Annotated in this window: 14 protein-coding genes; 6 read left to right on the top strand and 8 right to left on the bottom strand. The window is 75.2% G+C overall.

Annotated elements, in window-relative coordinates:
• Positions 1–11: 11 nt before the first annotated feature.
• Entirely contained in the window at positions 12–539 is a 528-nt protein-coding gene (locus tag ACIP84_RS28775) for a GNAT family N-acetyltransferase (protein WP_401801591.1), read from the bottom strand.
• Positions 536–1,270, bottom strand: coding sequence for a DUF2625 domain-containing protein (locus tag ACIP84_RS28770; protein ID WP_401801588.1), 735 nt, complete (start codon positions 1,268–1,270; stop codon positions 536–538). The genes ACIP84_RS28775 and ACIP84_RS28770 overlap by 4 nt, the downstream gene beginning before the upstream one ends.
• Before the next feature lie 88 nt (positions 1,271–1,358).
• Between ACIP84_RS28770 and ACIP84_RS28765 the strand changes: the two genes are divergently transcribed.
• Complete coding sequence (locus ACIP84_RS28765; RefSeq protein ID WP_401801586.1) at positions 1,359–1,928, top strand: MepB family protein; 570 nt, start codon at positions 1,359–1,361, stop codon at positions 1,926–1,928.
• 56 nt (positions 1,929–1,984) lie between these two features.
• Here ACIP84_RS28765 and ACIP84_RS28760 read toward each other — a convergent pair whose 3' ends face one another.
• The gene (locus ACIP84_RS28760; protein ID WP_401801583.1) at positions 1,985–3,244 is read right to left on the bottom strand and encodes a serine hydrolase domain-containing protein; all 1,260 of its coding nucleotides are present in this window, start codon (positions 3,242–3,244) and stop codon (positions 1,985–1,987) included.
• Positions 3,245–3,291: 47 nt separating this feature from the next.
• Positions 3,292–4,188, bottom strand: a complete 897-nt coding sequence (locus ACIP84_RS28755; RefSeq protein ID WP_401801580.1) for an alpha/beta hydrolase — start codon at positions 4,186–4,188, stop codon at positions 3,292–3,294.
• Between the two features lie 119 nt (positions 4,189–4,307).
• Here ACIP84_RS28755 and ACIP84_RS28750 point away from each other — a divergent pair, with 119 nt between their 5' ends.
• From ACIP84_RS28750 to ACIP84_RS28735, 4 genes are all read left to right on the top strand, one after another.
• Positions 4,308–5,471 (top strand): helix-turn-helix domain-containing protein, encoded by a 1,164-nt coding sequence (locus ACIP84_RS28750; protein WP_401801577.1) that lies wholly within the window; start codon positions 4,308–4,310, stop codon positions 5,469–5,471.
• A 232-nt stretch (positions 5,472–5,703) separates the two neighbouring features.
• Entirely contained in the window at positions 5,704–6,156 is a 453-nt protein-coding gene (locus ACIP84_RS28745; RefSeq protein ID WP_401801575.1) for a hypothetical protein, read from the top strand.
• Between the two features lie 92 nt (positions 6,157–6,248).
• A complete protein-coding gene (locus ACIP84_RS28740; protein ID WP_401801572.1) occupies positions 6,249–6,905 on the top strand; it encodes an RNA polymerase sigma factor in 657 nt (218 codons plus the stop codon).
• Positions 6,902–7,402, top strand: coding sequence for a hypothetical protein (locus ACIP84_RS28735; protein ID WP_355965689.1), 501 nt, complete (start codon positions 6,902–6,904; stop codon positions 7,400–7,402). The genes ACIP84_RS28740 and ACIP84_RS28735 overlap by 4 nt, the downstream gene beginning before the upstream one ends.
• Positions 7,403–7,486: 84 nt before the next feature.
• Here the strand turns inward: ACIP84_RS28735 and ACIP84_RS28730 are convergent, their stop codons facing one another.
• The 4 genes from ACIP84_RS28730 to ACIP84_RS28715 form a co-directional block, all read right to left on the bottom strand.
• Positions 7,487–7,882 (bottom strand): hypothetical protein, encoded by a 396-nt coding sequence (locus tag ACIP84_RS28730; protein ID WP_355967216.1) that lies wholly within the window; start codon positions 7,880–7,882, stop codon positions 7,487–7,489.
• 121 nt (positions 7,883–8,003) lie between these two features.
• Complete coding sequence (locus tag ACIP84_RS28725) at positions 8,004–9,662, bottom strand: protein kinase (protein ID WP_401801570.1); 1,659 nt, start codon at positions 9,660–9,662, stop codon at positions 8,004–8,006.
• The gene (locus ACIP84_RS28720) at positions 9,659–10,324 is read right to left on the bottom strand and encodes a hypothetical protein (protein WP_401801567.1); all 666 of its coding nucleotides are present in this window, start codon (positions 10,322–10,324) and stop codon (positions 9,659–9,661) included. Before ACIP84_RS28720 ends, ACIP84_RS28725 begins: the two co-directional genes overlap by 4 nt.
• A 77-nt stretch (positions 10,325–10,401) precedes the next feature.
• Positions 10,402–12,459 carry an N-6 DNA methylase gene (locus ACIP84_RS28715; protein WP_401801564.1) on the bottom strand — a complete coding sequence of 686 codons (2,058 nt, stop codon included), beginning with the start codon at positions 12,457–12,459 and terminating at the stop codon, positions 10,402–10,404.
• 185 nt (positions 12,460–12,644) lie between these two features.
• Here ACIP84_RS28715 and ACIP84_RS28710 point away from each other — a divergent pair, with 185 nt between their 5' ends.
• Positions 12,645–13,349 carry a hypothetical protein gene (locus tag ACIP84_RS28710; RefSeq protein ID WP_401801561.1) on the top strand — a complete coding sequence of 235 codons (705 nt, stop codon included), beginning with the start codon at positions 12,645–12,647 and terminating at the stop codon, positions 13,347–13,349.
• Positions 13,350–13,401 lie beyond the last annotated feature (52 nt).

Below are 13,401 nucleotides of genomic sequence, written 5' to 3'. Positions count from 1 at the left end.
GCCGGGAGCCGTCAGTCCGACAGCCGCCGCTCCCACCTGATCTCGCCGTCCTCCACCCGGTCCGTGGGGGTGAGGCCGGCCGCCGCCGCGACCGACGCCGACGCCGTGTGGTCCGGGTGGACGTGGGCCACGATCGTGCGCGCGCCGTGCTCCACGAGCAGGGCGACCAGGCCCTCGGCCGCCTCCCGTGCGATGCCCCGGCCCTGCCACTCCGTGCCGACCACCCATGCGACCTCGGCGACCCGACCGCCCTCCGTGACCGTCGCCTGCACGGTCCCGGTCAGCCGGTCCTCGGCGCGGAGGCGGACCACCCAGTTGCCCCAGACCGCCGCCGGGTCCGGCGAGCCGGCCGCCAACCGCTCGTACCGGGCCCGCAGTTCGTCATGAGTCAGCGGGGCTCCGCCGATGAAGGTGTGCAGGACGGGGTCGGCGAGGACCCCCGCCATCTCCCCGGCGTGCGCGACGGCCAGCGGGACGAGGTCGAGGCGGGAGGTCCGTACCGTACGCGCGGCCACCCCGCTCCCCTCCCCCGCGGTCATACGTTCCCCAGGAAACCGGGGTCGCTCTCGTCGAGCCCCACGCTCGTCTCCCGCTCGACATCCAGGAGCTCCGCCATCGTCACGACACGGCGGCTGGTCGCGGCCAGGTCCTGGTGAGCCTCCGCCGACCACAGCGGCGGGTAGAGGGTGAGCCCCCGGTCGCCGTCCAGCCGGCGGACCTCCTCCTGCCAGCCGGGCCAGCGCAGACCCTCGTAGAACTCCTCCGTGCCGCCGGCCAGCACCCACGACAGCCAGGCCCCGTATCCGGCGCCCAGCGCCTCCCAGCTCAGCGAGTCCGGCGCGAAGTACACCATCTCGCCGGGCCGCCCCGGCAGCCCGACCCGGTCCGCGGGCCCGCCCTGGAGGACGAACACCCCGCCGAGTACGTCGTGGGCCACGACGAGCCCCGCGTCGGGCCGCCACCCCGGATCGGCCGTCGCGTCCGCGGGGAAGCCGTTGACCTGGGCGAGCGACGGCAGCCGCCGGTCGTTGTCGGCGGCCGGGCTGCCGTACACCCGCAGCCAGCCGTCGTCGACGAACGCCCCGCCGCTGTGGAGGACGAACGCCCCCAGGAACGACCGCACGGTCACCTGCGTCCGCAGCAGCGCGGCCGCACCCCGCGTCGCGTCGGCGTCCAGGACCTCGACGGCTACGGGCGCGGCCCGCAGCTTCTCGCCGAGGACCGGCCAGGCCGGGTCCTCGACCTCGATCAACTCACTCAGTTCACGCACCGGGGCATGCTCGCACGTCCACCGTCACGACCGGCCCTCCCGGCCACTCGCGGCCCGGGGGGCTCAGGCTCCGTGGCAGGGTGGGCGGATGACGACCGGCCCCGCACGCTCCCCTGACCCGACCGAGCTCTCCGGCTTCGCCGCCCCACTCCACGGAGATGTCCTCGCGGCGTCGGCGCTCGTCTTCGGACCCTGCGGTCTCGCCTGCTCGCAGGTGGTGCCCGAACCCGAGTCCGCCGACTACGCGGCCCACGCGCTCCGCCTCGGCGGCCGCTCCGTCCGGTTCCGGGTGGCGAAGACGACGCCCGCCAAGGCCGGCCAGTTCGTCACCGTGTGGAAGAGGACGCCCGCCGGGCCGATCGCGCCGTTCGACACGGCGGACGGCATCGACCTCGTCGTCGTCAGTTGCCGGGACGACCAGGACACGGGCCGCTTCGGGCAGTTCGTGTTCCCGGTGGGGACGCTCCGCCGGCACGGCGTCGTCTCGGAGAACGGGTCGGGCGGGAAGCGCGGGTTCCGCGTGTACCCGCCCTGGGCGACCACGACCAGCAGCCAGGCCGCCCGTACGCGGACCTGGCAGCTGGACCACTTCCTGTACGTGCCCGAGGACGGCACGCCCCTCGACCTGGCCCGGGCCCTGGCGCTCTACGGCCGCTGACCGCCGGCCGACGGGCCGGAAAGCCGAGGCTCGGCGGCCCTTCGCGGCAGTGCCGGCTACGCGTCGCAGAGGGACCGGTCGTACAGCGACTTCAGGGCCGTGTCGATGGGGTGGGGCTGCGCGGTTCCTTCCGCCGTCCGGGGGTTCCAGCGCTGGAGGTTGACCGCCATCGACATCTGGCGGCCGCCGTCCGCCCTGGTCAGGGAGATCGTGCCGGCTCCCCAGACCGTGCCGTCGTGGCCCCAGAAGGTGCCGCAGTCGGGGATGACGACCTTGTGCAGGCCGAGGCCGTACTCGATCATCGTCCCGTCCAGGGCACGCACCGGGACCGTGCGCTGCATCTGCGCCAGCGACGACCGGCTGACGATCCTGCCGTCGAGCAGCCGCGCGTAGAAGCGGTTGAGGTCGTCCATGGTGGAGACGAGGGCGGCCCCCGTGCCCGTCCACGACATGTTGTAGACGCTGTAGTCGCGAGGCGGTTCGAGCAGACCCCACAGGGACTCGTACATGCGCGCGTGCGGCCCGTCGATCGTCGGCCCGTCCGGGAACCCGGTGTGCCGCAGCCCCGCGCGGTCGATGACGTGACGGGTGATGTAGCGCTCGGCGGTGGTTCCGGTGACCCGTTCCAGGAGCCGGCCGAGCAGCAGCCAGTTGGTGTTGGAGTAGACGCCCGTGGGGCCGCCGGGCTCGCCCGCGGGCGGCGCCGCGAGTCCCAGCGCGATCAGCTCGGCCGGCCGGAACTCGCGGAAGCGGTTGTCGTCCAGGCTGGCGGGCGAGTTCCGCTGGAGGGAGGGGAAGGCGTACGGGATGTAGTCGGGGATGCCGCTCGTGTTGTTGAGGAGCATCCGGACGGTGATCCTCCTGCCCCGCTCCCCCGGGACGAGGTCGGGCAGATACGCGCCGACGGGCGCGTCCAGCCGGATCCGGCCCCGCTCGACCTGCTGCATGACGGCCGCGGCGGTGAAGGTCTTGGTGACGCTGCCGACGCGGTGGCGCATGTCGGGGCTCACCGGCCGTCCGGTGGCGAGGTCGGCGACCCCGGAGGCCCCGCGCCAGGTCCGTCCGGCGTCCCGGACCTCGCCGAACACCCCGGGGACGCCGGCCCGGTGGACGGCGTCCATGGCGGCGCGCAGCCGTGCCGGGTCGACGCGGGCCGGCGCCGCTGCCGCCCCGTCGGCCGCCCCGGCCGTCGTCATCGCTGTCGTCCCGGCCGTCGTCGTGTGCGGGGCGGGTGCGGCCGCCACCGTGCCGACGCAGGCGGTGAGCGCGGCCACCCCCGCGATCAGGGAGAGGCGGATCTTCGATCGGCGTTTCACGGCGTACGTACTCCTTCGATGGGTGAGGGTGGGTCCGGCGGCCGGCCTCATCCGGCCAGGGCTCGGCGCAGGACGGCACCGAGTTCGGCGTTCTGCCGCTGCGAGACCTCGGCGGAGAGGAGCGCCTGCGAACCGTGGAAGGTGCCGGGCCACTGGTGGATCTCGACCGACACCCCCGCCTGGAGCAGGCGCAGCCCGTACGCGAGGCCCTCGTCGCGGTTCGGGTCGAACTCGGCGGTGGCGAGGTAGGCCGGCGGCAGGCCGGTCAGGTCCTCGGCGCGGGCCGGGGCCGCGTACGGGGTCGCGGGACCGTCGCCCAGGTAGTGCTGCCACGAGGCCAGGGACTTGGCCCGGTGGAACCACGGTGTGTCGGTGAAGTGCACCGCCGACCACGAGTCCTGCCGGTCGTCGAGCCCCGGCTGGTTGAGCAGCTGGAAGCGGATCGGCGGCCCCTGCCGGTCACGGGCCCGCAGGGTCACCGCGGCGGCGAGGTTGGCGCCGGCGCTGTGGCCGCCGACCGCGATGCGTTCCGGCTCGACGCCGAGTTCGGCCGCGTGCCCGACGACCCACTCCAGCACGGCGTACGCGTCGTCCAGGGCGGCCGGGTAGGGGTGTTCGGGGGCGAGCCGGTAGCCCACCGAGATCACCACCGCTCCGGAGGAGGCGGCGATCCGGCCGGCCCACGGGTGTTCGGTGTCCAGGTCGCCCATGAGGAATCCGCCGCCGTGCAGCCAGACGACGGCGCCCCGGGCCCCGTGCGGGCGGTAGACCCGTACCGGCACGGGCGATGCGGCCGGGACCACGTGGTCCTCGACGTCCATGTCCGTGGTGTCGGGGGCCGGTACGGCGGCGGCCAGTTGCGCGAAGCTCTTCCGCGCGGTGACCGGGTCGGCCAGGTCGGTGCGGGGGAAGAACGGTACGAAGGCTTCGAGTTCGGGGTCCATGACGGTCATCCTCGGGGGGCCGCCCGCGCCGGGTCGTCCGCCGTCCGTCGGGCATCGGGGGCCGATCGCGCGCCGGTCGGCGCCCGCGTCCCGCCGGCCCGCCCTCCTATCCTGCTGCCATGGAGGCTTTGGCCGTACGGCTGTCTGGACTCGATCCGTACGTCGACGGCGCGCTCCGCATCGTCGCGTTCTACGACACCCTGATGCGCAGGCGGGTGGACCTTCCCGCGCTCGCCCGGGCCTCCGCCGGTCTCGCCGAGTGCGTCGCCGGCGTCGTACTCCGCGGCACCGGGCGGACGATCCGCGTCGGGCCCGACGGCCGCGAGGCCTCCGGCCCGGCGGAGCCCGCGTCCGGCACGGCCCCGGTCGTCCTCGACGAGGAGGAGATCGGCACGGTGTGGCTGGAGCGGGCCGGGCCGGCCGGCCCGCTCGACGAGGTGCTGCTCGACCGGCTGGCCCTCGCCGTGGCGGGGGCCGTGGAACGGTACGGTCCGGCCCGTACGACCATGGCGGACCCCGCGCTCGTCGAGCTGGTCATCAGCGCCGAGACCGACGAGGCGGCCCGCGCGCGGGCGCTGCGGCTCCTCGGCTTCGCCGCCGGGCCGCCGGTCCGGGTGGCCGCCGTACGGTCGCCACGGCTGCCGCTCGACCAGGTCGGCGGAGTCGTCTGCCCCGGCCGGCCCGTGAAGGCGGCGCGGATCGGCGGGGTCGGCGTGCTCCTGGCCTCGGCGGTGGACCGGGCCCTGTTCCCCGCGGGAGTCCGCGCGGGCATCGGCGCGGCCGACCTGCCCGACCTGGCGTGGCGGGAGGCCCGTACCGCCCTGCGTCTCACCACCGCGCGCGAACCCGTGCTCGATCATGCCGAGTTGGGTGCGCTGGCGCTGCTCGCGGAGGTGCCGAGGGAGGTGCTGCGCGGCAACCCCGACGTCGCGGCGCTCATCCGGCTGGCCGGAGCCCCAGGGGAGCCCGAGGCAGGGGCCCGGGAGAATCGGGAGACCCAGGCGGCCCGGGAGACCCAGGCGGCTCGGGAGGAGACCCAAGCGGCTCGGGAGACCCAGGCGTCCCGAGAGACCCGGGAGAGGCTGGACACGCTGGACACGCTGGAGGCGTACTGCGCGGCGGGGTCGCTGCGCCGGGCCGCCGACGTCCTGCATCTGCACCACAGCAGCGTGGCCCGCCGCGTCGACCTGATCGGCAGGGCCCTGTCCGTGGACCTCACCACCCCGACGGGCCTGACCAGGGCCCGCGTGGCCCTGACGGCATGGCGGCTGCTGGGCGACTAGAAGCCGCGCGCGGCGACGGGCCGACAGGCCGGCGGGCGGATCCGTACAAGCGGCGGGCGCCCCCCAGCCCAGCCCGGCCCGCGTACAAGCGGCGGGCGCACCCCCAGCCCAGGCCCTCGGAAACTTTCTCGGCGCCGGTCGCAACCTCCCGGGCCGACGCACGTCTGGTGGGGTGAAGGCGCCCTTCACCCGATCCACCCGACCGTGTCCGTCCCTTCCTCGGGAGAACCCCATGTCCAGCCACGCCAAGCGGAACTTCCGCCCCCGCCCCCGCATCCTGGGCGTCATCACCGGTGCCGCGCTCCTCCTCGGTGGCGGCGGCTTCGCCGCGCAGGCCCTCGCCGACTCCGGTCCGCAGCCCGCACCGGCCGCCCCGAAGGTCTCGGTCCCGGACGCGGCCCCGGCGGCCCCGACCGCCGCCCCCGCGCCCGCCGTCGCGCCGAAGGCCGTCCCGAAGGCCGCCGCGCCCGGCACGCCCGCCCAGGCGGCCGAGCCCGTCGCCGCTCCTGCTCCGGGCGTCGCCCCGAAGGTCGTCTCACCCGGCAAGCCGGGTCCCGTCGTCGCCGTACCCGCGCCCGCGCCCGCCGCCGGCCAGGGGGCTCGCCCCGCCCCCGCCCCGGCCCCGGCGGTCAAGCCGACGGCCGCCCCGGCTCCGGCCGGTGCCGCGCCCCGCGTCCAGAAGTAGCAGCACGCGGTAGCACCGAGGAGCGGGTGGCCCGGCCGGGCTCGCGCAGGTCCGGCCGGGTCGCCCCTCCGTCCCGCAACGGATCGAGGACCGTGCAGTTGTCGTACGCCATACCCGTACCCGGACACCCGGACCGGCCGTCGCCCTGGTGGGCCCGGCTGCTCGCCCGCATGCCCCGGACCCGGACCCGGGCCGACGACGCCCCCGGGGCCGTACGGGGAAGGCGTCTGCGTGCGGTGGACGCCCCGGAGGACCAGGGGCCGCCGCCCACCCTCACGGAGTTGTACCGGGCCCGGCGGCTCGACATGGTGCGGCTCGCGCTGTTCCTCGTCGACGACCTGCACACCGCCGAGGACGTCGTCCAGGACGCGTTCGCCGCCGTGTGCCGGACGTACGGCACCTCCCTGCACGGGCTCCAGGACCCGGGCGCGTATCTGCACACCGCCGTGGTCAACGCCGCCCGTTCCGTGCTGCGCAGGCGCCGCACCGCGCGCGCGTACACCCCGCCCCACCCGGTCTCGGAGCCGCCCGTCGACGAGGGGCTGCTGCTCGCCGAGGAGCACCGGCACGTGCTCGACGCGCTCGCGCAGCTGACCCGGCGCCAGCGCGAGGTCCTCGTCCTGCGCTACTGGTCGGAGCTGACCGAGGCGCAGATCGCGCAGACGCTCGGGCTCTCGCGCGGCACGGTGAAGTCGACCGCGAGCCGCGCGCTCGACGCCCTGGAGAAGAAGCTGGAGGCGGGCCGATGAGACCGCGTGCCGAGGACCCCCTCACCGTCACCGAGGAGCGGCTGCGTGCCGCGTTCGCCGCGCGCGCGGCCCTCGTCACCTACCGGGACCTGCGCCGTGACGAGCCGCCGGAGGGGCGGAGCTGGGGGCTGCGGCGGGTGCGCGGCGTCGCCTACGCCTCGCTGGGGGCCGTCGCCGCCGCGGCGGCCGTGGCGGCCGCGTACCTGCTCTTCCTGGTGCCCGCCGGCTCGGTCTCCCCCACCCCGGCGCCGCCCGCGCGGCCCCCGGGCGTCAGCAAGTCCCCGGTCACGCCCACCCCCTCCCCGGTCGCCCCGTCGGTCACCGGGCCGGGCGCGGCGCCCGATCCGGGGGCGGTGCGGCCGTCCGGGGGCGGTCCGAAGCCGGGCGCGGTACCGAAACCCGGGGCCGAGCCGAAGCCCGGGGCCGTGCCGAAGCCCGGGGCGGAGCCGGCGGACCCCGCGTCCCCGGCGGACCCGAGGCCCGTCGGCCGGCCGTAGGCGGCGTGCCGGGCCCGGCACGCCGGAAGGGCCGGAACCCCCGCGGGGGTTCCGGCCCTTCCCGTACGTGCGGGTGCGCGCGGACTACTTCGCGGCGACCTCTTCCAGGCACAGCACGAACTTGTCCGACTCCAGCTGCTGCGCGAGCGCCGACAGCTCAGCGCCGCACTGGTTCACGTCGAAGGTGTCGTCGATGACCTTGACGACCTTGTACAGGTCGGCCTTGCCCGAGGAGCAGTCCGTGGTGTCGACCTTGGGGTCGTTGTCCGGGCCCGTCACGGTGACGCACTCGCCGGCCTTGGCGTGCACGGGGGCGTCGCCGGTGAGGTACGGAAGGCCGAGCTTCACACCGAGGGCGAGGGCGATCGCGAGGACGACACCGCCGACCTTCTTGAGGATGCGGCTGCCCTTCTTCGCGGGGGCGGGCTGCTCCGGAGCGATGGGCTGCTCGGGGGTGAAGGGCGCGGGCGGCGTCGTCATGAGGGATTCCTTGGGGACGTGAACATGATCAGACGCGAACGCTACATTTACCAAAAAGGGCATAAAGGATCAGGAAGATCTATTCACCGATCAGTTGTCGAGTCGTGATTCTGTCGCTCCGTCAGGAGCGGGGCCGCAGCTGACGCTGGTGCTCCAGCGCCCGCCGCAAGTCCGCCGGAAGCGGGTGATACGGGCCGAACGCGCGCTCCGCGTCGAACAGCAGCCGTTGGAGCTGGTCCTGGCCTGCCGCGTGCTCACCCGTCGCCACGAGAAGCAGGGCGATCCGCTGCCGGATGTCGAAGGCACGGGCCGGGTCGCCCTCGTAGTACGGCAGGACCGCGCGGAACTCGGCGAGCGCGGGGCCCGTCTCCCCCAGCTGCTCCAGGCACAGGGCGGCGTCATAACGGAACTGAAGAGCCTGCGGATCCGCCGGCCCGGCCTCCGCGTCGCGGTCCGCCGCGAGACGGCGCAACTCGGGCAGCGCACGCCGGTACTGGCCGTCGTCCATCAGCGTGGACGCGTACTGCTTGCGCAGGATGCGGACGACCGGCGACCGCTCGCCGTGCTCAGCCGCGGCGGCGGGCAGGATCCCGCCGAGCATGTCGACGGCCCGGGTGAGCGCCCCCTCCCCCAGCAGCCGCTTGACCTCGTCGACCGCGGCGGCGACGTCGGGGCGGGCGAGCGCGGGCACAGGCACGGGGGCGGGGGCGGGGGCGGCGAGGGGCGGCGGCGGATACGAGACCCTCGGGTCGCTCCCGGCGGCAGTCACGGGAGCGGTCACGGGAAGCGGCGGCGGGACCTGCGCCGGGACGGCCGGTGCGCCCGTCGCCGCCGGTGCGCCCGTCGCCGCCCGAGCGCCCGTCGCCGCCGGGCGGTCCGGCCAGGGCGCGTGCGGGCGGAGGAACGGCCGGGTCGGGTCCATCGGCCCGGCCGGGGCCCCGCGCGCGGGCAGCAGCGGCAGCAGCCCCTCGTACACCTCGTGCGCACCGGACGGCCGCTCCCGCGGGTCCTTGGCGAGCAGCCGGAGGACGAGCCCTTCGAGCGGCTCGGGCACCTCGGGCCGCAGCTGACGGAGCGCCACGGGAGGCTCGTACAGGTGGCGGTGGAGGACACCGAGCGCGGTGGACCCGGCGAAGGGCACGTTCCCGCTGAGGAGTTCGTGCAGCAGCACGCCGAGCGCGTACAGGTCGGTGGACGGGCCGACGGCGCCGCCCATGGCCTGCTCGGGCGCCATGTAGGCGGGGCTGCCGATGGGCGAACCGGTGTGGGTGAGGCGGGTGGTGTCGCTGTCCAGGACGGACGCGACGCCGAGGTCGAGGACGATGACGGACCCGTCGGGACGGACCATCACGTTCCGCGGCTTGAGGTCGCGGTGCACGATCGGCACCGCGTGGACGGCCGCGAGCACGGCGCACAGCTGCGCGGCGACGCTGACCGCCCACTCCCAGGGGTACGGGTCGTGCTCGGCGAGGTGGTCGGCGAGGTCGGCGCCCTCCACGTACTGCATGACGAGGTACAGGTCCTCGCCCTCGCTGCCCGCGTCGTGGACGGTGACGAGGCCGGGGTGGTCGACGTGCGCGGTCACCCGGCACTCGCGCACGAAGCGGCGGCGCAGCTCGTCGGCGGCGGTGGACGGGCCCGTCATGGTGGCGGGCCTGAGCAGCTTCACCGCGACCCGGCGGTCGAGCCTGCGGTCGTACGCCGTCCACACCTGGCCCATGCCGCCCTGTCCGATGACGGTGGCGAGCTCGTAACGCCCGCCGATCACCCGCCCGTTCACGCCCGACCGTCGTCTTCCCCGGTCTGCCGGAGCAGGTCGCTGAGCTCGTCGAGCTCGGCGCGGACCTGCTCGATGCGGGGGGCGTGACCGGGAAGGGGCGGCGGGACCTGGCCCGGCGCCGGGCTCGGGGTGGTGACGGCGGCCGGGCTCGGGGTGGTGACGGCGGCCGGCGGGTAGCCGTACCCCGGCGTGGCGTATCCGGGAGTGGCGTACCCCGGCGACGGCGTGCCGTACGGGTACGCCTGCGGCTGCGGCTGGTGCTGCAAGTGGGGCGCCGGGGACGGCGGCGGCATCATGATCACGACGGGAGCCGGCTGGTGGTGACGGATGTCGACCACCAGGAAGTAGCAGGTCACGACCGCCATCTGCACGAGCAGCACGATCATGCCGGCGGTGTTCATCCAGGTGCCGGCGAACCGCTGCTCCAGCGGCACCACACACCCGACGTTCAGCACCAACTGGCCCCAGAAGAGCGCCCAGTCGCGCCCGGTGCGCCGCATGATCGCGATCCGGAGCATGGCGACCCACGCGAGGAAGCCGAGGGACACGACCACCAGGACCGTGATGAGGACCCGGACGGTGATCGTGGCCGCCGTCGGGCCGGCGGCACGCGGCGGCGCGGGCGCGGGTGTGGCCGCGGGTGTGGGCACCTGACCGTACATACGACGCTCCCCCAGGACGGACGATCAGGCCTCTGCGGGTGACCGGACCGAGTCGGACCAAGAGAGTATGACGGCCTTCACGCGGGCTCCACACTTCCGTCCGCGAGTCCGTCGTACAGCCCCTGGACCAGTTGCTCGCCCAGGCGGGCGGCGAGCCGCAGGGCCTCCTCGAACTCGGCGAGCGACTTGAAGTGGGCCCCGTGGCGGCGCTGGTCGGCCAGGGGCAGCCGGGGCAGCTGGAGACGGCGTACGTCGAGCCGGGTCGCGGTCGAGGCGAAACTGCTGGCCTGCCGGTTGTTGGCGGTGCCGCGCAGGAACCCGGCGAGGAACCAGGGGTCGAGGGCGGCCGGTTCGGGCCGCAGGAGCTGGAGGTTGCGGCCGAGGGCCGCGCCCGCGGTGGCGGCGTCCACGACCCGGGCGACGGAGCCGCCGCCGAGGACGGGGACGACGACGTCGCCCTCCGCGACGAGGACGGGCTCCTCGCGCTCCTCGCCCGGACCGGCGCCGACGGGGAGGGCGCCGGAGGGCGCGCCGCCGGACAGGACGTCGTGCTCGGTGAGGACGGGCACGCCGCCGCCGGCGGGGGCCGTGCCCGAGCCGCCCGTACGGAGCTGGAGGGCGCCGGTGCGGGCGAGTTCACCGACGGTGGTGAGGGGGCGGGGCGCGGGGCGCGCGGGGACGGGGGTGGGGGTGAGGCCCTGGGTGCGGCGCAGGGTCTCGTCCAGGCGGTCGCGGACGGCGGCGAGTTCGGGTGCGGTGCCGCCGGCGGCGGGGGCGGTGAGATAGCGGGCGGGGGCGAGGTCGACCTCGTCGTCGAGGAGTTCGATCACGGGGACGGCGCGGGCGACGGACTCCTCGCCGCCGCGAGCGGCCCAGGCGTCGAGCACCGTGTTCCGCAGGGTGGTCCAGGGGAGTCTGTCGCGGCCGGCGTCCGGGACGAGCCCGGCGGTGTCCACGAACAGGGTCTCCGCCGGCGGGCGCTGGTCGGCTCCGGGGCGGACGAGGACCCAGAGGTGGAGCGGGATGCCGTACGGGGGTGCGGCGCCGGCCGGGAGGGCGACGACGGCCCGGAGGGCGCCGCGGCGCAGCAGGTCGGCGCGGATGCGGCGGCCGGAGCGGCGGGAGGCGACGGCGGGCGGCATGAGGAGGACGGCGGCGCCGCCGGCGCGGAGCCGGGCGAGGGCGTGCTGCACCCAGGCCAGCTCGGACTCGGTGCGGGCCGGGAAGCCGTACTCCCAGCGTGGGTCGTAGGCGAGTTCGTCGTGGCCCCAGGTCCGCTCGTTGAACGGGGGGTGGCACAGGACCGCGTCGACGGCCAGGGTCGGGAAGGCGTCGGCGCGGAGGGTGTCGCCGGTGGCGGCGCGGACGTCGGCGTCGCCGTGGAGGGCGAGCCGGAGGGCCGTGAGGGCGGCCAGGTCGGGGTCGGCGTCCTGGGCGTAGAGCGCGGTGGGGTGCGGGACGGCGCGCAGCAGGCTGCCGGTGCCGGAGGCCGGGTCGAGGACGGTGGCGACGGGGCGGGCCTCGGGGGTCGCGGCGGCGGCGAGGGCCGCCATGAGCTCGGCCAGCGGGGGCGGGGTGAGCGTGTACTGGCGGGGGTTGGCGTCGAGGTGGCGGCCGAGCAGGAACTCGAAGGCCTGGCGGGCGCCGCCCAGCTCGGCGGCCAGCTCGACGGCGGCGCGGAGCAGGGGCACGGCGGGGAGCGTGTCGGCCGGGGTGGGGGTGTGAACGGTCCTGGGCAGACCGAAGCGGGCGGTGAGGACCTCTTCGAAGACGCCGGGCAGGAGTTCGCCGAGGCGGTCGTCGGGGAGCGCGGCCAGCTCGGTCCAGGCGCCCGGGCGGGCGCGCAGGAGCAGCAGGACGCAGCCGGTGTGCACGAGGCCGGCGACGGTGCTGGCGGGGTGGCCGGCGAGCTGCTGCCAGACGCGCTCGCGGAGCGGCACTTCGGCGAGTTTCCCCTGGTCGCGGAGCCACCACTCGACGTCGGCGAGGGAGAAGGAGGGGCTGGTCTCGGTGCCGCCGACGGGCTTGGGGAAGTCGGCGTGGCGCCGGCGCCAGTTGCTGACGGCGGCCCTGCCGACCCCGGCGAGCCGGGCGATGCCGGCGGCGGTGACCTCTGCCGTGCTCTCTTCGGGCACCTGTCCGTCTCCCCTCGTACGTGTGTGAACACACCGAGCATAGCGCTCGAACCGGTTCACGGCGTGAGCGAACTCGAAACGCGTGAACCGTGTTGACTCGGTTCACAGCTTCGGCTGTGATTACTCCATCGGAACACGGAGTCCCGAAAGCGGAGTCCTCACAGCGCCCGGAAGGTGCCACAGCCATGTCTCAGCAGCAGCAGCGCAACTGGTTCGCCCGCCACAAGGTCCTCACCGCGGCCGGCGCGGTCGTCGCGGTCATCGCGATCGGTGCGGCGATGGGTGGGGGCGGCGACACCGAGTCCCCCACGGCGGGCGCGAAGCAGGAGCAGCCCGCGAAGCAGGGCGGCGACAAGAAGGCCCAGAACAAGGCGGAGGACAAGCCGAAGGGCGCCACGATCGACGGAGACGGCGACTTCGAGGTCGGCTCCGACGCGAAGCCCGGCCTCTACCGCTCGACGGGCAACAAGGACGCCGGCTGCTACTGGGAGCGCGCGAAGGACGCCTCGGCCGACACGGACTCGATCCTCGCCAACGACAACGTGACGGGCACGAGCTACGTCGAGATCAAGGCGACGGACAAGCTCTTCAAGTCGACGGGCTGCGGCACGTGGGAAGCGGTCGACGCGAAGGCGAAGGGCACCCCCGGGACGACCCTCAAGGGCGACGGCGGCATGTTCAAGGTGGGCGTCGACATCGCCCCGGGCACGTACAAGTCGACGGGCAACAAGGACGCGGAGTGCTACTGGGAGCGCGCGAAGGACGCGAGCCACGGCACGGACTCGATCCTGGCGAACGACAACGTGACGGGCACGGCGATCGTGAAGGTGAGCGCGTCGGACGGGTACTTCAAGTCGTCGGGGTGCGGGGACTGGAAGAAGACGGGCTGAGGGGCGGCGACGCGGAGAGGCCCCGCCGGCGTGTCCCGGCGGGGCCTCTCTC

Source organism: Streptomyces sp. NPDC088707 (assembly GCF_044752725.1).
Lineage (GTDB): Bacteria > Actinomycetota > Actinomycetes > Streptomycetales > Streptomycetaceae > Streptomyces.
This window is presented reverse-complemented; position numbering and strand designations above follow the sequence as displayed.

Excerpts from the sequence above, each read along its gene's own strand:
- ACIP84_RS28735 (WP_355965689.1), top strand. The coding sequence starts at position 6,902 with ATGAGACCGCGTGCCGAGGACCCCCTCACCGTCACCGAGGAGCGGCTG.
- ACIP84_RS28775 (WP_401801591.1), bottom strand. The coding sequence starts at position 539 with ATGACCGCGGGGGAGGGGAGCGGGGTGGCCGCGCGTACGGTACGGACC.
- ACIP84_RS28765 (WP_401801586.1), top strand. The coding sequence starts at position 1,359 with ATGACGACCGGCCCCGCACGCTCCCCTGACCCGACCGAGCTCTCCGGC.
- ACIP84_RS28750 (WP_401801577.1), top strand. The coding sequence starts at position 4,308 with ATGGAGGCTTTGGCCGTACGGCTGTCTGGACTCGATCCGTACGTCGAC.
- ACIP84_RS28730 (WP_355967216.1), bottom strand. The coding sequence starts at position 7,882 with ATGACGACGCCGCCCGCGCCCTTCACCCCCGAGCAGCCCATCGCTCCG.
- ACIP84_RS28720 (WP_401801567.1), bottom strand. The coding sequence starts at position 10,324 with ATGTACGGTCAGGTGCCCACACCCGCGGCCACACCCGCGCCCGCGCCG.
- ACIP84_RS28755 (WP_401801580.1), bottom strand. The coding sequence starts at position 4,188 with ATGGACCCCGAACTCGAAGCCTTCGTACCGTTCTTCCCCCGCACCGAC.
- ACIP84_RS28745 (WP_401801575.1), top strand. The coding sequence starts at position 5,704 with ATGTCCAGCCACGCCAAGCGGAACTTCCGCCCCCGCCCCCGCATCCTG.
- ACIP84_RS28710 (WP_401801561.1), top strand. The coding sequence starts at position 12,645 with ATGTCTCAGCAGCAGCAGCGCAACTGGTTCGCCCGCCACAAGGTCCTC.